Source organism: Phaeacidiphilus oryzae TH49 (assembly GCF_000744815.1).
GTDB lineage: Bacteria > Actinomycetota > Actinomycetes > Streptomycetales > Streptomycetaceae > Phaeacidiphilus > Phaeacidiphilus oryzae.
This window is the reverse complement of sequence record NZ_JQMQ01000005.1, coordinates 234,025-251,184: the sequence shown is the minus strand read 5'-3', so window position 1 is coordinate 251,184 and position 17,160 is coordinate 234,025. Positions and strand designations below refer to the sequence as shown.

The window sequence follows — 17,160 nt, the reverse complement described above, 5'->3', positions numbered from 1 at the left end:
CGGGGAGCGGAGGGCGCGGACGCCGCGGCGTCCACCGGCGCGCTGCGCCTCGGCGCCGTGGTGCTGACCATGGGAAACCGCCCCGTGGAGCTCAACGCCCTGCTGGAGTCGGTGGCCGTGCAGCGCGGCCCGGCGGTCGACGTCGTGGTAGTCGGCAACGGCGCCCCGCTGCCCGAGCTCCCGCCCGGGGTGCGAGGGATCGAGCTGGACGACAACCTGGGCATCCCCGGCGGCCGCAACGTCGGCATCGAGGCCTTCGGGGAGCACGGTTCGGACGTCGACGTGGTGCTCTTCCTGGACGACGACGGACTGCTGCCGCAGGACGACGCCGCCGAGAAGCTCCGCGAGGCCTTCGCGGCCGACCCGGGCCTGGGCATCGTCAGCTTCCGGATCGCCGATCCGGAGACCGGCGAGACCCAGCGCCGGCACGTGCCGCGGCTGCGCGCCTCGGACCCGCTGCGCTCCTCCCGGGTGACCACCTTCCTCGGTGGCGCCTCGGCGGTCCGCAGCAAGGTCTTCGAGCAGGTCGGGGAGCTCCCCGGGGAGTTCTTCTACGCCCACGAGGAGACCGACCTGGCCTGGCGCGCCCTGGACGGCGGCTGGGCGATCGACTACCGCGCGGACATCGTCCTCCACCATCCGAAGACCTCGCCCAGCCGGCACGCGGTCTACCACCGGATGGTGGCCCGGAACCGGGTCTGGCTGGCCCGGCGGAACCTCCCCGCCCCGCTGGTGCCCCTCTATCTCGGCACCTGGGTGCTGCTCACCCTGGCCCGCCGGCCGTCCAAGGACGCGCTGCGGGCCTGGATCGGCGGCTTCCGCGAGGGGTGGCGCAAGCCCTGCGGCCCGCGCCGTCCGATGAGCTGGCGCACCGTGTGGCGACTCACCCGGCTCGGCCGCCCGCCGGTGATCTGAACCCGTTCCGCGAGCCCGCACCGAACCTGTTCCGGGCCGCTTCCGACGCCCCCTGTCCCGCAGGCCCCGACGCCCGCTGAGCAGGGGGCGCCGGGTTACGGCGGCCGGTCCGCCGCTCCGTCCGGCCGCATCGGGGGGCAGCCGGACGGCCTGTCCTCCCTGCGGCGCGCGCCGTCCTGCCCCAGGATGGCTTGTGTGACGAACCAGCAGCAGCCGTCCGGTGGCGCCGAGTTCGGCTCCGCGCCGGTGGTGACGACGGCAGAAGCGCAGGATCCGGACGCCGGACTGGCCCCGGCCGAGCTGGCCGCCCGCTACGGGCTCGCGGTCTCCGGCGCGCGCCCCAGTCTGGCCGATTACACCCGTCAGTTGTGGTCGCGGCGCTCGTTCATCCTCGCCTACGCCACCGCCCGGCTGACCGCCATGTACACCACGGCCAAGCTGGGCCAGGTCTGGCAGGTGGCGACCCCGCTGCTGAACGCGGGCGTGTACTACCTGATCTTCGGCCTGCTGCTGAAGACCAACCGGGGCATCCCCAACTTCATCGCCTACCTCTGCACCGGCATCTTCGTCTTCCAGTTCACCCAGTCGGCGGTGCTGGCCGGCACCCGGTCCATCGCGGACAACCTGGGGCTGATCCGGGCGCTGCACTTCCCGCGGGCCTGCCTGCCGATCGCCATGACGGTCATTCAGCTCCAGCAGCTGATCTTCTCGATGTTCGTCCTGGGCGTGATCGTGCTGCTCACCGGGGAGCCGTTCACCCTGCGCTGGTTCCTGCTGCTGCCCGCGCTGCTGCTGCAGTTCGTCTTCAACACCGGGCTCGCCCTCCTGATGGCCAGGGTCGGCGCGAAGACCACGGACACCGCGCAGCTGATGCCCTTCGTGATGCGGACCTGGATGTACATCTCCGGCGTCTTCTACAACCTCAACGTCTTCACCGAGCACGCCCCGCACTGGGTCTCCACGGTGCTCAACGCCAACCCGGCGCTGGTCTACATCTCACTGATCCGTTACGCGCTGATCGAGTCGCAGACCGCGAACACCCTCCCGCCCCATGTCTGGCCGCTCGCCCTGGCCTGGGCGCTGGTGGTCGGGGTGGGCGGCTACGTCTTCTTCTGGCGTTCCGAGGAGGAGTACGGGCGCGGCTGACAGAGGACTGAGGGGGCGTCACAAAGCCGGTGCACACCGCTCCCTGAGGGGGCGTCCGGCACGCTCATGATCTTTTCACATGCGGGTGGAATCATCCGCGGACATCGAGCGTTGGCTCCTCTCGCGACTCCGGACGCCTCAACTGGCACCCCCCTTACACGATCGGAGTAAGGACAGCATAAAGTTGGCGGCAAGATCCTCGGCCCGCCAGGCCGGGGGGACGGTGGCGACGCGCAACCGAATCGTGTCCTTCTCGGCTGCGGAGCCGCACCGGCGGGTGGAAGGCTTGAGCCCGCCGCCGGGTCCCGAGGGGTTCCGAGGGGGCCGTTCGGGGGGCCGGGTCGCAGGCCCGGCCCGAAGGGAACAAACGGGCGTGTCCGCTGTGGGTACGCTGTCATGATCGGTGTAGAACGGGGGGTGTGGCGGTGAAGGTGACCTTGCAGAGCGAGGCTTCCGAGGCCCGGGGCGCAGCCCAGACCGGAGCCGTGCTGGACCAGGCGGACCTGGAGAACTTCCCGGTCGCCCCGTTCTTCCTGCCGACCTCGCTGCGGGACGGCCTGATGGCCGTCTACGGCTTCGCCCGCCTGGTCGACGACATAGGGGACGGCGATCTCGCCGACCCCGCGGAGACCGCGCGGGTGCTGGGCGCGCCGCCGCGCGAGGAGTTCGACTCCGCGGCCGGGGACGCCGAGCCCGCCTTCCGCTCGGCTCTGCTCGATGCTCTCGAGGAGGACCTTCGACGCGCCTGTGCGGTCGATGGTCCCTCTTCCGTGACCGGGTCCCCCCGGCATCCTCTGCTTCAGGCCCTCCGGCCGGTGATCGTAAATCGCGGGCTCTCGATTGATCCTTTTCGTAATCTGATCGAGGCCAACCGAGTCGATCAGCGGATCGCCCGCTACCAGGACTACCAGCAGCTCCTGGACTACTGCGAGCTCTCCGCCAACCCGGTCGGTCGGATCGTGCTGGAACTCGCCGACCGGGCCGACCCCCAGCGGGTGGCCTGGTCGGACGCGATCTGCACGGCGCTGCAGATCGTGGAGCACCTGCAGGACGTCGCCGAGGACCTGGCCCGCGACCGGATCTACCTTCCGGCCGAGGACCTGGAGAAGTTCGGCGTCACCGAGCGCGACCTCGCGGCCCGTACCGCGTCGGGGCCGCTTCGCGAGCTGATCGCGTTCGAGGCGCGCCGCGCCCGGGCGCTGCTCGACGAGGGGGCCCCGCTGGTCGGCTCGGTGTCGGGACGGCTGCGGGTGCTGCTGGCCGGCTTCGCGGCCGGCGGGTACGCGGCGCTCGACGCCGTGGCCGCGGCCGGGTACGACGTGCTCGCCGGGGCGCCCAAGGCGGGCAAGGGCCGTCTGCTGCGGCAGGCGGCGGTGACACTGGTGAGAGGAAGGTGAGCCGGGCAGTGGAGGGACCATCTCCGGCATTCCCTCAGGCCATCCCTCAGGTGATGGCCGCCTACAAGTACTGTGAGGCGGTGACGAGCCACCAGGCTCGCAACTTCTCCTACGGGATCAGGCTTCTTCCCGGCCCCAAGCGCCGGGCGATGCAGGCGGTCTACGCCCTGGCCCGGCGGATCGACGACATCGGGGACGGCGGCTGGGACGACGACCGCAAGGCCGAGCAGCTGCTGGCCACCCGCCGGCTGCTGGACGAGCTCCGGTCGCGCAGCGTCGACCCGGACGACATCGATCCGGTGAAGGTCGCGCTGGCCGACTCGGTGGCCCGCTTCGACATCCCCATCGACGCGTTCGACGAACTGATTGACGGCGTCGAGATGGATGTGCGAGGCGCCGAGTACCGCACCTTCGACGAGCTGCGCACCTACTGCCGCTGCGTGGCCGGGACCATCGGCCGGCTGTCGCTCGGCGTGTTCGGCTCCTCCGACCCCAAGCAGGCGGACGAGTACGCGGACAGCCTCGGCCTCGCCCTTCAGCTCACCAACATCCTGCGGGACGTGCGGGAGGACGCCGGCAACGGCCGCACCTACCTGCCCGCCGAGGACCTGGCCCGGTTCGGCTGCCAGGAGGGCTTCGGCGCCGCCGTCCCCTCGCCCGGCGCCGACTTCGCCGGCCTGGTCTCCTTCGAGGCGCGCCGCGCCCAGGAGTACTTCGACGAGGGGCTCCGCCTGCTGCCGATGCTGGACCGGCGCAGCCGCGCCTGCGTGGCGGCGATGGCCGGCATCTACCACCGGCTGCTGGAGCGGATCGCCGAGGACCCGGGCGGCGTGCTGCGCGGCCGGGTCTCCCTGCCGCCGTGGGAGAAGGCTTATGTGGCGGTCTCCGGGCTGGTCGGGGGTCGTGCCTCTTGAGGTGCGGACCATGCGGCGACGGCACGGCGGGCACCGCGGGGGCGGAACCGGCGGACGGGTGTGATGATCCGGCGATCACCATGGGTGATCGTGGAACCACTCGCGGTTTTCTCGCGTCCCCGGCACTGACGGCTTCTCGGACGGGTAGTACGTCAAGTACAACCGGTATGGCGGGTACGGCCAGTACGCCGAGGGGGTGGCCGGTATGACGGACCGTCAACGTACGGCCGTGGTCGTCGGCGGCGGCCTGGCCGGGATCACGGCCGCGCTGCGGCTGGCCGACGCGGGCTTGTCGGTGACGCTCGTGGAGGGCCGGCCCAGGCTGGGCGGCCTGGCCTTCTCCTTCCGCCGCGGTTCGGCCGCGGGCGATCTGTGGGTGGACAACGGCCAGCACGTCTTCCTCCGCTGCTGCACCGCGTACCGCGGGCTGCTGCAGCGTCTCGACGCGACCGGCCTGGTGCATCTGCAGCGCAGGCTGGACGTTCCGGTGCTGGCGCTGCGCGAGCGGGGCGAGAGCGCGGCCGACTCCCCGCTGCGGCTGGGCCGGCTGCGCCGGTCCGGTCTGCCGGTTCCGCTGCATCTCAGCGGCTCCCTCTCGCGCTATCCGCACCTCAGCGTGGGGGAGCGGGCGATGGTGGCGCGCGCCGCCCTCGCGCTTCGAACGCTGGACCTGGACGACCCCGCGCTGGACGAGCGTTCCTTCGGTGACTGGCTGCGCGAGCAGCGGCAGTCCCCGGGGGCCGTCGCGGCGCTCTGGGACCTGGTCGGAGTGGCCACGCTGAACGCCCGGGCCGACGACGTGTCGCTCGCGCTGGCGGCGATGGTCTTCAAGACCGGGCTGCTGAGCGAGCCGGGGGCGGCGGACATCGGCTGGTCCCGGGTCCCGCTGGGCGCCATCCACCACGACGCGGCGGGGGCCGCGCTGGACCGGGCCGGGGTGCGGGTCCTCCTCCGGACCCGGGTCGAGGAGCTCAAGTCCTCGGAAGCCACCCCCTACAGTTCGCCCACACACGAACAGCGTTATGATCGCCGTTCGGAAGGGCGTTCGCACAGTCTGCTGCTGACCGGCGAGCGCCTTCCCGGCGGATCGGAGCGGCTGGAGGCGGACACCGTGGTGCTTGCGGTTCCGCAGGACACCGCCAGGGAGCTGCTTCCGCCCGGAGCCCTCGAACACCCCGAGCGGCTGGACGCCCTCGGCACCGCGCCGATCCTCAACGTCCACGTGCTGTACGACCGCAAGGTGCTGCGGCGGCCGTTCTTCGCCGCCCTCGGCTCCTCGGTGCAGTGGGTCTTCGACCGCACCGAGCACTCCGGTCTCGCCGGCGGGGGCCAGTACCTGGCGCTCTCCCAGTCGGCCGCGCAGGACGAGATCGACCTCCCGGTCGGCGAGCTGCGCCGGCGCTATCTGCCGGAGCTGGAGCGGCTGCTGCCGGCCGCGCGGACCGCCCGGGTCACGGAGTTCTTCGTCACCCGGGAGCGCAAGGCGACCTTCGCACCCGTCCCCGGCTCGGCGCCGCTCAGGGCGCGGCCGCGCACCCGGATCCCGGACCTCTACCTGGCCGGGGCGTGGACCGCCACCGGGTGGCCCGCGACCATGGAGGGCGCCGTCCGCAGCGGTCACGCCGCCGCCGACCAGGCACTCTCCGGGGGCTCGCGGGAGGCGCCGAGGGGGGCGGCGGAGGGAGCCCGGTGGACTGAGGGGAGCAGGCCGTGACGGGCCCGAGGACCCCCGAGGACCGCGGCGGAACCGGAGACCCGGCAGGACCGGGCCCGGACCGCACCTCAGACCCAGACCCAGCAGACACCGTGGGCGGCCGTGCCGGTCGTCGGAAAGCCCCGGGAAGTCGACGACGCGAACGGAGAGGGAGCAAGCGTGGTTGCGCGCTCTGATCAGGTAACCGCCGGCGAGGCAGTGGACGTCCGCGCCCTGCTCGACCGGGGACGCATGCTGTGCACCCCCCTCCTGCGGGAGGCCTGCGCCCGACTGGCCCCGCCCATGGACAAGGTGGCGGCGTACCACTTCGGCTGGATCGACGCGGACGGCAAGCCGGTCCAGGCGGACGCCGGCAAGGCGGTCCGCCCGGCGCTGGCGCTGCTCTCCGCGGAGGCCGCCGGCGCGCCGCCCGAGGCGGGCATCCCCGGCGGCGCGGCCGTCGAACTGGTGCACAACTTCTCGCTGCTGCACGACGACCTGATGGACGGTGACGAGACCCGGCGGCACCGGGCGACCGTCTGGACGGTCTTCGGCTCCGAGCAGGCCATCCTGGTCGGGGACGCCCTCTTCGCGCTCGCCAACGAGGTGCTGCTGGAGGCGGCGGACGAGCTCCGCCCCGGCACCTTCGCGCCGGTGGACTGCGGGCGCGCGGTGCGCCGGCTCACCCTGGCCACCCGGAAGCTGATCGACGGTCAGGCCCAGGACCTCTCCTTCGAGCAGCGCGACCGGGTCACGGTCGAGGAGTGCCTGGAGATGGAGGGCAACAAGACCGGCGCCCTGCTGGCCGCCTCCTCCTCGATCGGGGCCGTGCTGGCCGGGATCGGGGACGCCGAGGCGGACGCCCTGGAGCGCTTCGGCTACCACCTCGGCCTGGCCTTCCAGGCGGTGGACGACCTGCTGGGCATCTGGGGCGCCACCGAGGTGACCGGCAAGCCGCACTGGGGCGACCTGCGGCAGCGGAAGAAGTCCCTGCCGGTCTCCGCGGCCCTCGCCGAGGGCGGGGCCGCCTCACGCAAGCTCGCCGACCTCCTCGCCGACCCGTCGGGCCGCGGTGACGAGGACGAGGAGCAGCTGGCCGCGCGTGCCGCGCTGATCGTGGAGGCGGGGGCCGGGACTGGACCCAGGCCGAGGCCCGGCGGCAGCACGAGACCGCGCTGGCCGCGCTGGACGAGGTGAACATGTCCCCCGAGGTGCGGGACAGGTTCGCCGCGCTCGCCGAATTCGTCGTAGTACGGGAGAGGTGAAGAATGACATCAACTGCGGACGGCCGACTCGACTCCCGGAACGAAGCCGATTCGACCGTGGACGCGACGCCGGACGCCGGGGCGGGCGCTTCGTCCACAGTGCCGGCGGCCGCCGACGAGGCCGCCGACGAGGCTTCTGAAACCAAGGGGGGGACACCGGTCCCGGACGCCGCGGAGACGCTGCGCCGGGCCGGCGAGTACCTGCTCTCGCTGCAGGACGAGACCGGCTGGTGGAAGGGCGACCTGGAGACCAACGTCACCATGGACGCCGAGGACCTGCTGCTCCGGGAGTTCCTGGGGATCCGCACGCCGGAGGTCACCGAGACGGCGGCCAACTGGATCCGCTCGCAGCAGCAGCCGGACGGTACCTGGAACACCTTCTACGGCGGACCGCCGGAGCTCTCCGCGACGGTGGAGGCGTACACCGCGCTCAAGCTGGCCGGTGACGATCCGGACGACGAGCACATGAAGAAGGCCGCGGAGTGGATCCGGGAGCAGGGCGGGATCGCCGCCACCCGGGTCTTCACCCGGATCTGGCTGGCGCTCTTCGGCTGGTACCCGTGGGACCGGCTGCCCGAGCTGCCGCCCGAGGTCATCCTGCTGCCCAAGCAGATCCCGCTGAACATCTACTCGTTCGCCAGCTGGGCGCGGGGCACCATCGTCCCGCTGACCATCGTCTCCGCGTTCCGGCCGGTGCGGCCGGGGCCGTTCCCGCTCAGCGAGCTGCACACGGACCCGTCGAATCCGTTTCCGAGGAAACCGTTCTCTCCGGCCAACACCTGGGACGGCTTCTTCGAGCGCCTGGACCGGGTGCTCCACCTCTACCACCACCGGGCGGTCCGCCCGCTGCGCCGGCTGGCGATGCGCCAGTCCGCGGCCTGGATCGTGGAGCGGCAGGAGGCGGACGGCTGCTGGGGCGGGATCCAGCCGCCGACGGTGTACTCGATCATGGCCCTCCATCTGATGGGCTACTCGCTGAACCACCCGGTCATCGTCAAGGGCCTGGCCTCGCTGGAGCGCTACTCGATCCACTACGCCTCCGAGGACGGCAGCACCCGGCGGATGATCGAGGCCTGCCAGTCCCCGGTCTGGGACACCTGTCTGGCCACCATCGCCCTCGCCGACGCCGGCCTTCCGGCCGACCACCCGCAGCTGGTCAAGGCGGCGGACTGGATGCTCGACGAGGAGATCACCAAGCGCAGCGACTGGGCGGTGCAGCGGCCCGGGGCCGCGGCCGGCGGCTGGGCCTTCGAGTTCGACAACGACAACTACCCGGACACCGACGACTCCGCCGAGGTCATGCTGGCGCTGCGCCGGGTGCTGGTGAGCGACCCGGAGCGGCGGGACGCGGCGATCCGGCGCGGGGTCGAGTGGCTGTGGGCGATGCAGTCCAAGAACGGCGCCTGGGGCGCCTTCGACGTGGACAACACCAACACCCTGCCGACGAAGCCGCCGTTCTGCGACTTCGGCGAGGTCATCGACCCGCCCTCCGCGGACGTCACCGCGCACATCGTCGAACTCCTCGCGGAGGTCGGCCTGGCCGACGACCCGCGCACCCGGCGGGCGGTGGACTGGCTGCTGCGCGAGCAGGAGCCGGACGGCTCCTGGTTCGGCCGCTGGGGCACCAACTACGTGTACGGCACCGGCTCGGTGGTACCCGCCCTTGTCGCGGCAGGTGTGCCGCGGGACCACATCGCCGTCCGGCGCGCGGTGCGCTGGGTGCGCGAGCACCAGAACGAGGACGGCGGCTGGGGGGAGGACATGCGCTCCTACGTCGACCGGTCCTGGGCCGGGCGCGGCAACTCCACCGCCTCGCAGACCGGTTGGGCCCTGATGGCCCTGCTGGCCGCGGGGGAGAAGGGGGAGGTCGTGGACCGCGGCGTCGACTGGCTGAGCCGCACCCAGCGGGCCGACGGCGGCTGGGACGAGCCGGAGTTCACCGGGACCGGGTTCCCGTGGGACTTCTCCCTCAACTACCACCTCTACCGCCTGGTCTGGCCGCTCACCGCGCTCGGCCGCTACGTCCACGGCACCCCCCTGGGAGCCGTCGGCGAGCACCGTGCCACCGCGGGGGCGAACCCGGCATGACCGCCGGTCCGTTGCTGCTGGCCTGCGCGCTCTCCGCGGAGCGCGTGGCGCTGCGCCCCGTCGCGCGGGCGGTCGCCCGTGCGGACGGGGCGCCGGGCGGCGACGGGCCGGGGCCGGGCCCCGAGGTACGGCTGCTGTGCACCGGGATGGGTCCCCAGCGCAGCGGCCGGTCCGTGCGCGCGGAGTTGACGACGCGTCAACTCCCGTATGGCGCACTGGCTTTCGTGGGATTCGGGGCGGCCGTCCGGCCGGGAGTACGGCCGGGTGACGTCCTGGTTGCCGATGAGGTGGAGGATGCGGACGGTACGGCTGGTGCGACGAGTGGCGTGAAGTCGCTCGTCGACGCCCTGGAGAGGGCCGGGTGCACCGTGCACACGGGCCCGCTCTACTCCGCGGACCGGGTGGTGCGCGGCGACGCGCGCTCCGCGCTGTCCGAGCGCGGGGTGCTCGGCGTCGACATGGAGACCGCCGCCGCCCTGCGGGCCGCCCGGAACCTGCGGCCCGAACTCCCCGTCGCGGCGCTGCGCGTGGTGGTCGACACCCCCGAGCGCGAGCTCCTCCGGCCGGCCACCCTCACCGGCGGCCTGCGCGCCTGGCGGGTGCTGCGCCGGCTGGGGCCCGCGCTCGGCGCCTGGTACCGCGACCCGCATCCCCTGCCCTCACCTCTACTTGAACGTCCTTCCTAAGGAGCACGCCTGATGGCCATGCCGCTGCGCCAGTCCATGCGGATCGGCACCTACCTGATGCAGCAGAAACTGCTGAAGCGGCGCGAGAAGTTTCCACTGCTGGTGGAGCTCGAACCGCTTTTTGCCTGCAACCTGAAGTGCGAGGGCTGCGGAAAGATCCAGCACCCGGCCGGAGTACTCAAGCAGCGGATGCCGGTCGCCCAGGCGGTCGGCGCGGTGCTGGAGTCCGGCGCGCCGATGGTCTCCATCGCCGGCGGAGAGCCGCTGATGCACCCGCAGATCGACGAGATCGTCCGGCAGCTGGTGGAGAAGAAGAAGTACGTCTTCCTCTGCACCAACGCGCTGCTGATGCGGAAGAAGCTGGACAAGTTCACCCCGTCGCCGTACTTCGCCTTCACCGTCCACATCGACGGCCTGCGCGAGCGGCACGACGCCTCGGTGGCCAAGGAGGGCACCTTCGACGAGGCGGTGGAGGCCATCAAGGAGGCCAAGCGGCGGGGCTTCCGGGTCACCACCAACTCGACCTTCTTCAACACCGACACCCCGCAGACCGTCATCGAGGTGCTGGACTACCTCAACGACGAGCTCAAGGTCGACGAGATGATGATCTCGCCCGGCTACGCCTATGAGAAGGCCCCCGACCAGGAGCACTTCCTCGGCGTCCAGCAGACCCGCGAGCTGTTCAAGAAGTCCTTCGCCGACGGTCGCCGGAAGAAGTGGCGGCTCAACCACTCGCCGCTCTTCCTGGACTTCCTCGAGGGCAAGGTGGACTACGAGTGCACCGCCTGGGGGATCCCCAACTACTCCCTCTTCGGCTGGCAGCGCCCCTGCTACCTGATGGCGGACGGCTACGTCCCGACCTACCGGGAACTGGTCGAGGAGACCGACTGGTCCAAGTACGGCCGGGGCAAGGACCCGCGGTGCGAGAACTGCATGGCGCACTGCGGCTACGAGCCGACGGCGGTCCTGGCCACCATGGGCTCGCTGCGGGACACCATCCGCAGCGCCAAGGAGACCGTCCTCGCCAACCGCGTCTGACGAGCGGCCGATCCCGCGCCGCCCCTCGCCCCCCCCGCACCCGAGTTCCGCGTACGACCGCTTGATTGAGGTGTCCTGCCATGACCGCTGTATCCCTCGGAATGCCGTCCGTCCCGCCGCAGCCGTTGGCTGAGCGGCGGTTGAGTCGTCAGATCATGGTGGGTTCGGTGCCGGTGGGTGGGGGTGCGCCGGTGTCGGTGCAGTCGATGACCACGACGCCGACGACGGATGTGAATGCGACGTTGCAGCAGATCGCGGAGTTGACGGCGTCGGGGTGTCAGATCGTGCGGGTGGCGGTGCCGTCGCAGGATGATGCGGAGGCGTTGCCGGCGATCGCGCGGAAGTCGCCGATTCCGGTGATCGCGGATATTCATTTCCAGCCGAAGTACGTGTTCGCCGCGATCGATGCGGGTGTGCGGCGGTGCGGGTGAATCCGGGGAACATCCGGCAGTTCGACGACAAGGTGCGGGAGATCGCGAGGGCGGCGTCGGGGGCGGGGGTGCCGATCCGGATCGGGGTGAACGCGGGGTCGTTGGACAAGCGGTTGCTGGAGAAGTACGGGCGGGCCACGCCGGAGGCGTTGGTGGAGTCGGCGTTGTGGGAGTGCTCGCTCTTCGAGGAGCACGGGTTCCGGGATATCAAGATCTCGGTGAAGCACAACGATCCGGTGGTGATGATCAATGCGTATCGGCAGTTGGCGGCGGCGTGTGATTATCCGTTGCATCTGGGGGTGACGGAGGCGGGTCCGGCGTTCCAGGGGACGATCAAGTCGGCGGTGGCGTTCGGGGCGTTGCTGGCGGAGGGGATCGGGGACACGATCCGGGTGTCTTTGTCGGCGCCTCCGGTGGAGGAGGTGAAGGTCGGGTCGCAGATCCTGGAGTCGTTGGGGTTGCGGCAGCGGGGGCTTGAGATCGTGTCGTGTCCGTCGTGCGGGCGGGCGCAGGTGGATGTGTACAAGTTGGCGGAGGAGGTCACCGCCGGCCTGGACGGGTTGAAGGTGCCGTTGCGGGTGGCGGTGATGGGGTGTGTGGTGAACGGGCCGGGTGAGGCGCGTGAGGCGGATCTGGGGGTGGCGTCGGGGAACGGCAAGGGGCAGATCTTCGTGCGCGGTGAGGTGATCAAGACGGTGCCGGAGTCGAAGATCGTGGAGACGTTGATCGACGAGGCGATGAAGCTGGCCGAGGAGATGGGCGTCGACGCCGAGGGCGAACCCGTCGTCACCCCCGTCGCCTGACCACCGCCCCGCGAGCCGCGCGGCAGGGGCCGCGGCCCGTCAGCCCCCCTCCCGTCGACAAGAAGTCGCGCAACCTCTCTGAACGAAGGTGAGTCCGTGTCACTCCTCCCCGCCATCACCGGCCCCAAGGACCTGCGCGCTCTTCCCGCGGACCGACTGCCCGACCTCGCCGAGGAGATCCGGTCCTTCCTGATCAGCGAGGTGGCCAAGACCGGCGGCCACCTCGGCCCCAACCTCGGGGTGGTCGAGCTGACCATCGCCCTCCACCGGGTCTTCGAGTCCCCGCAGGACCGGATCCTCTTCGACACCGGCCACCAGTGCTATGTGCACAAGCTGCTGACCGGGCGGCAGGACTTCTCCCGGCTGAAGAAGTCCGGCGGCCTCTCCGGCTACCCGTCCCGCGCCGAGTCCGAGCACGACGTGATCGAGAACTCCCACGCCTCCACCGTCCTCGGTTACGCCGACGGCCTGGCCAAGGCCAACAAGCTGCGCGGCCGGACCGACCGCGCGGTGGTCGCGGTGATCGGCGACGGGGCGCTGACCGGCGGGATGGCCTGGGAGGCGATCAACAACATCGCCGAGGCCGAGGACCGCCCGGTGGTGATCGTGGTCAACGACAACGAGCGCTCGTACTCGCCGACCATCGGCGGTCTCGCCGACCACCTCGCCACCCTGCGCACCTCCCGCGGCTACGAGCGCTTCCTCTCCTGGGGGAAGGAGCAGCTCCAGCGCACGCCGCTGCTCGGCGGCCCGCTCTACGACGCCCTCCACGGGGCCAAGAAGGGCTACAAGGACGCGGTCACCCCGCAGGGGATGTTCGAGGACCTCGGGCTGAAGTACGTCGGCCCGGTGGACGGCCACGACGAGCAGGCGGTGGAGTCGGCGCTGCGCCGGGCCAAGGGGTTCGGCGGCCCGGTGATCGTCCACTGCATCACCGAGAAGGGCCGCGGCTACCGACCCGCCGAGGAGGACCAGGCCGACCACTTCCACCAGGTCGGCGCGATCGACCCGGAGACCGGCAAGCCGCTCTCCGCCTCCTCCGGGACCTCCTGGACCTCGGTGCTCGGCGGCGAGCTCCTAGCCCTGGCCCGCGAGCGGGAGGACATCGTCGCGCTCACCGCGGCCATGCCGGGACCGCTCGGGCTCACCAGGTTCGCCGAGGAGTTCCCGGACCGCTTCTACGACGTCGGCATCGCCGAGCAGCACGCCACGGTCTCCGCCGCAGGACTGGCCACCGGCGGGCTCCACCCGGTCTTCGCGGTCTACTCGACCTTCCTCAACCGGGCCTTCGACCAGGTGCTGATGGACGTTGCCCTGCACCGGCTGGGCGTCACCTTCGTCCTGGACCGTGCCGGCACCACCGGCAGCGACGGGCCCAGCCACAACGGCATGTGGGACCTCTCCATCCTGCGGGTCGTCCCCGGGCTGCGGATCGCCGCCCCGCGCGACGCCGACCAGCTGCGCGCCGAGCTGCGCGAGGCGGTGGAGGTGGACGACGCCCCGACCGTGCTCCGCTACCCCAAGGCCACCGTGGGCCCGGCCATCCCCGCGATCGACCGGGTCGGCGGCGTGGATGTGCTGGCCCGTACGGCGGCGCCGGCGAAGGCGTCCGCGTCCGGGTCCGCGCCGGCGGACGGCCTGGACGCCGACGTGCTGCTGGTCGCGGTCGGCACCACCGCCGAGGCCTGCCTGGACGCCGCCGAGCGGCTTGCCGTGGACGGCGTCGGCTGCACCGTCGTCGACCCCCGCTGGGTCAAACCCGTCGACCCCGCCATCCCCGAACTCGCCGCCAGGCACCGGATGGTGGTCACCGTCGAGGACAGCGGCCGGGCCTCCGGCACCGGCGCGGCCGTCGCCCAGGCGATCCGCGACGCCGGCGTCCGCACCCCCGCCCGCGACCTGGGGCTCCCGCAGGAGTTCCTGATCCACGCCTCGCGGAACGAGATCCTGGAGCAGGCCGGGCTCACCGGCCCGGGGATCGCCTCCGCCACCGCGGACCTGCTGCGCGAACAGCGGCGGGCCGCGGCCGGCCGGGCGGCCGCCCGCAAGCGCGCCGCCGCCCGCCGCTCCGCCCGTGCCGAGACCCTCGCCCGGTCCGCGGCCGCCGCCCCGATCGAAGAAGGAGACCCCTCCCGTGGCATCTGACCAGGCCGCTCCCGCAGCGCCCGCCGGGACCGAGGTCCCGCCGGCCACCGGCGACCGCGCCTCCGGCGGCTTCGACATCGGGGCGCTGCTGGCGGCGCGCGGCGGGGAGGCCTACCAGCTGCACGCGAAGTACCTCAACCACCAGCTGCCGCGGATGCTGCACACCATCGGCTTCGACAAGACCTACACCCGGGCCGAGGGCGCGCACTTCTACGACGCCGAGGGCAACGACTACCTCGACATGCTGGCCGGTTTCGGGATCTTCGCCCTCGGCCGGCACCACCCGGTGGTGCGCAAGGCCATCGAGGACGTCATGGAGCTGGACCTGCCCAACCTCACCCGCTTCCACTGCGAGGCGCTGCCCGGGCTGCTCGCCGAGAAGCTCCTCTCCCACGCCCCCCACCTGGACCGGGTGTTCTTCGGCAACAGCGGCACCGAGGCGGTGGAGACCGCCCTGAAGTTCGCCCGCTGCGCCACCGGCAAAAGCCGCATCCTCTACAACACCCACTCCTTCCACGGCCTGACCACCGGCTCGCTCTCGGTCAACGGCGACGACAGCTTCCGCAAGGGCTTCAGCCCGCTGCTGCCGGACACCGCCGTCCCCCTCGGCGACCTGGACGCGCTCGAACGCGAACTGCGCCGGGGCGACGTGGCCGCGCTGATCGTGGAGCCGATCCAGGGCCACGGCGTCCACATCGCCCCCGACGGCTACCTCCGGGCTGCCCAGGACCTGCTGCACAAGCATAAGGCGCTGCTGATCGCCGACGAGGTGCAGACCGGTATCGCCCGCACCGGCGACTTCTGGGCCTACGAGCACGAGGAGGGCGTCGAGCCCGACCTGGTCTGCGCGGCCAAGGCACTCTCCGGCGGCTACATCCCGGTCGGCGCCACCCTGGGCAAGGACTGGATCTTCCAGAAGGTCTACTCCTCGATGGACCGGGTGCTGGTCCACTCGGCCAGCTTCGGTTCCAACGCCCAGGCGATGGCGGCGGGGCTGGCCGCGCTCACCGTGATCGAGAACGAGGGGATCACCGAGCACGTCCGCCGCACCGGCGACTACTTCCGCGGCCGGCTCGCGGCGCTCAAGGACCGCTACGAGATGCTGGCCGACGTCCGCGGCCGCGGGCTGATGATCGGCATCGAGTTCGGCCGCCCCAAGTCGCTGAAGCTGCGCACCGGCTGGACCGCCCTGCAGGCCGCCCGCAAGGGGCTGTTCGCGCAGATGGTGGTGGTCCCGCTGCTCCAGCGGCACCGCATCCTCACCCAGGTCTCCGGGGACAACATCGAGGTCATCAAGCTGATCCCGCCGCTGATCGTGGGGGAGAAGGAGGCAGACCGCTTCGTCGACGCCTTCACGAGCATCATGGACGAGGCCCACGCCGGCACCGGACTGATGCGCGACTTCGGCCGCACGCTGATCAAGCAGGCGGTGGCGAACCGCGGCTGACGCTGCGTCAGAACCCGCCCTGAGCAGGGCGGGAGTTGACGCGCCGCGGAGGGGCGGCTTAGGGTCCAGCCCGTGCCCAGCGATACCACAGAGCCGCTGCCCCTGAGCCTGGGGCCGTCCTCCGGCCCCCTTCCCTCGCGGACGGTGGTGGTGCTGGAATCCATCAAGCACGCGATCCTCACCGGGCGTCTGGTGCAGGGGCAGCCGCTGGTCGAGACGGAGCTGGCGGCCCGACTCGGGGTGTCCAAGACCCCCGTCCGGGAGGCGCTCAAGACCCTGGCCGGCACCGGTCTGGTCACCATGAGCCAGTACAAGGGCGCGCAGGTGCGGGTGGTGGACGCGGCGCTGGCCCAGTCCGTCTGCGACGTCCGCCAGCTGCTGGAGCCGGAGGCGCTGCGCCGCACGGTGCTGGCCGGCGTCGAGTGGGCGGCCGCCGAGGAGGCCCTGCTGGCGGCCGACGTCGCGGTCGACCCCGCCGACCGCAGCCAGGCGAACCGGGACTTCCATCGCGCGCTCTACCTCCCCTGCGGCAACCCGCTGCTGGTGCGGATGCTGGACGATCTGCGCGACCAGGCGGCACTGGTCTCCCTCGCGGCCAGAGAGACCCACCCCGGATGGGACCGGGACGCGGCCGAGCACCGGGAGATCCTGGACGCGGCCCGGGCCGGCGCCGCCGACCGGGCCGGGGAGCTGCTGCGCCGCCATATCGCGGCCTTCGCCGAGCACGTGGAGTGATCCGGGAGGCCTCCGGGCCGGGCTCAGCGCCTCAGAGCTCCAGCGACTGCTCGATGAGCTTCATCTGGTGGCGGGCCAGCGCGAGATTGGCCCGGGCCCGGTCCAGGGCCAGGTAGAGGAAGATGCCCTGGCCGGACTGCGCGGTCATCGGCCGGACCACGTGGTACTGGCCGGACAGGGTGATCAGCATGTCCTCCAGTGCCTCCTGGTGGAGGCTGAGCATCTCCAGGGCGCGCAGCTTCGCCCGGACGACGTCGGTGATGGCGGCGGCGGCGATGTTCAGGTCGAAATCGGGCGAGTTGCCGAGTGAACCGAGGGCGAGGCCGCTGTTGTAGTCGACCAGGGCGACGCCGAAGGCGCCGTCGATGGCCAGGGCGTCCTTGAGCGCGGTCTCCAGGTTCGGCATACGGAAGTACTCCTCCAATGAGGCACCGGTGGATGGCGATCGGGCGGTCAT

12 protein-coding genes and 2 pseudogenes are annotated in these 17,160 nt (G+C 71.8%); 13 read left to right on the top strand and 1 reads right to left on the bottom strand.

Annotation, left to right across the window (positions count from 1 at the left end; all coding sequences use genetic code 11):
• The first annotated feature begins 42 nt into the window (after positions 1-42).
• From BS73_RS05410 to BS73_RS05350, 13 genes and pseudogenes are all read left to right on the top strand, one after another.
• Positions 43-915 (top strand): glycosyltransferase family 2 protein, encoded by an 873-nt coding sequence (locus BS73_RS05410; protein ID WP_037578316.1) that lies wholly within the window; start codon positions 43-45, stop codon positions 913-915.
• 186 nt (positions 916-1,101) lie between these two features.
• Positions 1,102-2,061 carry an ABC transporter permease gene (locus BS73_RS05405; RefSeq protein ID WP_037570130.1) on the top strand — a complete coding sequence of 320 codons (960 nt, stop codon included), beginning with the start codon at positions 1,102-1,104 and terminating at the stop codon, positions 2,059-2,061.
• A gap of 425 nt (positions 2,062-2,486) precedes the next feature.
• A complete protein-coding gene (gene hpnC / locus BS73_RS05400) occupies positions 2,487-3,458 on the top strand; it encodes a squalene synthase HpnC (RefSeq protein ID WP_407675125.1) in 972 nt (323 codons plus the stop codon).
• Positions 3,455-4,372: a presqualene diphosphate synthase HpnD gene (hpnD, locus tag BS73_RS05395; RefSeq protein ID WP_407674966.1), complete on the top strand. Its 918-nt coding sequence runs from the start codon at positions 3,455-3,457 to the stop codon at positions 4,370-4,372. Before hpnC ends, hpnD begins: the two co-directional genes overlap by 4 nt.
• 205 nt (positions 4,373-4,577) lie before the next feature.
• Positions 4,578-6,086, top strand: a complete 1,509-nt coding sequence (gene hpnE, locus BS73_RS05390) for a hydroxysqualene dehydroxylase HpnE (protein WP_051939490.1) — start codon at positions 4,578-4,580, stop codon at positions 6,084-6,086.
• Positions 6,087-6,317: 231 nt separating this feature from the next.
• Positions 6,318-7,330, top strand: a pseudogene (locus BS73_RS05385) (polyprenyl synthetase family protein).
• A gap of 3 nt (positions 7,331-7,333) precedes the next feature.
• Positions 7,334-9,418, top strand: coding sequence for a squalene--hopene cyclase (gene shc / locus BS73_RS05380; protein ID WP_084703820.1), 2,085 nt, complete (start codon positions 7,334-7,336; stop codon positions 9,416-9,418).
• Positions 9,415-10,104, top strand: coding sequence for a phosphorylase family protein (locus tag BS73_RS35455; RefSeq protein ID WP_063836923.1), 690 nt, complete (start codon positions 9,415-9,417; stop codon positions 10,102-10,104). Before shc ends, BS73_RS35455 begins: the two co-directional genes overlap by 4 nt.
• A 12-nt stretch (positions 10,105-10,116) precedes the next feature.
• Positions 10,117-11,142 (top strand): adenosyl-hopene transferase HpnH, encoded by a 1,026-nt coding sequence (gene hpnH / locus BS73_RS05370; RefSeq protein WP_037570128.1) that lies wholly within the window; start codon positions 10,117-10,119, stop codon positions 11,140-11,142.
• Between the two features lie 80 nt (positions 11,143-11,222).
• Positions 11,223-12,376: pseudogene (ispG, locus tag BS73_RS05365) on the top strand (flavodoxin-dependent (E)-4-hydroxy-3-methylbut-2-enyl-diphosphate synthase).
• Positions 12,377-12,472: 96 nt separating this feature from the next.
• Complete coding sequence (dxs, locus tag BS73_RS05360) at positions 12,473-14,521, top strand: 1-deoxy-D-xylulose-5-phosphate synthase (RefSeq protein ID WP_084703819.1); 2,049 nt, start codon at positions 12,473-12,475, stop codon at positions 14,519-14,521.
• Between the two features lie 76 nt (positions 14,522-14,597).
• Positions 14,598-15,968, top strand: a complete 1,371-nt coding sequence (locus tag BS73_RS05355) for an aspartate aminotransferase family protein (RefSeq protein ID WP_037578305.1) — start codon at positions 14,598-14,600, stop codon at positions 15,966-15,968.
• A 102-nt stretch (positions 15,969-16,070) separates the two neighbouring features.
• On the top strand, positions 16,071-16,703 hold the full coding sequence (locus tag BS73_RS05350; RefSeq protein WP_037578304.1) for a GntR family transcriptional regulator: 633 nt from the start codon (positions 16,071-16,073) through the stop codon (positions 16,701-16,703).
• A 31-nt stretch (positions 16,704-16,734) separates the two neighbouring features.
• On the opposite strand, the gene BS73_RS05345 is transcribed toward BS73_RS05350, so the two are convergent.
• Positions 16,735-17,109, bottom strand: a complete 375-nt coding sequence (locus BS73_RS05345) for a roadblock/LC7 domain-containing protein (RefSeq protein WP_037570127.1) — start codon at positions 17,107-17,109, stop codon at positions 16,735-16,737.
• Between the last annotated feature and the right edge of the window lie 51 nt (positions 17,110-17,160).

What these genes read in the sequence shown, in the direction of transcription:
- BS73_RS05405 (WP_037570130.1), top strand. Translation starts at nt 1,102, where the DNA reads ATGGCTTGTGTGACGAACCAGCAGCAGCCGTCCGGTGGCGCCGAGTTC.
- hpnE (WP_051939490.1), top strand. Translation starts at nt 4,578, where the DNA reads ATGACGGACCGTCAACGTACGGCCGTGGTCGTCGGCGGCGGCCTGGCC.
- shc (WP_084703820.1), top strand. Translation starts at nt 7,334, where the DNA reads ATGACATCAACTGCGGACGGCCGACTCGACTCCCGGAACGAAGCCGAT.
- BS73_RS35455 (WP_063836923.1), top strand. Translation starts at nt 9,415, where the DNA reads ATGACCGCCGGTCCGTTGCTGCTGGCCTGCGCGCTCTCCGCGGAGCGC.
- hpnH (WP_037570128.1), top strand. Translation starts at nt 10,117, where the DNA reads ATGGCCATGCCGCTGCGCCAGTCCATGCGGATCGGCACCTACCTGATG.
- BS73_RS05345 (WP_037570127.1), bottom strand. Translation starts at nt 17,109, where the DNA reads ATGCCGAACCTGGAGACCGCGCTCAAGGACGCCCTGGCCATCGACGGC.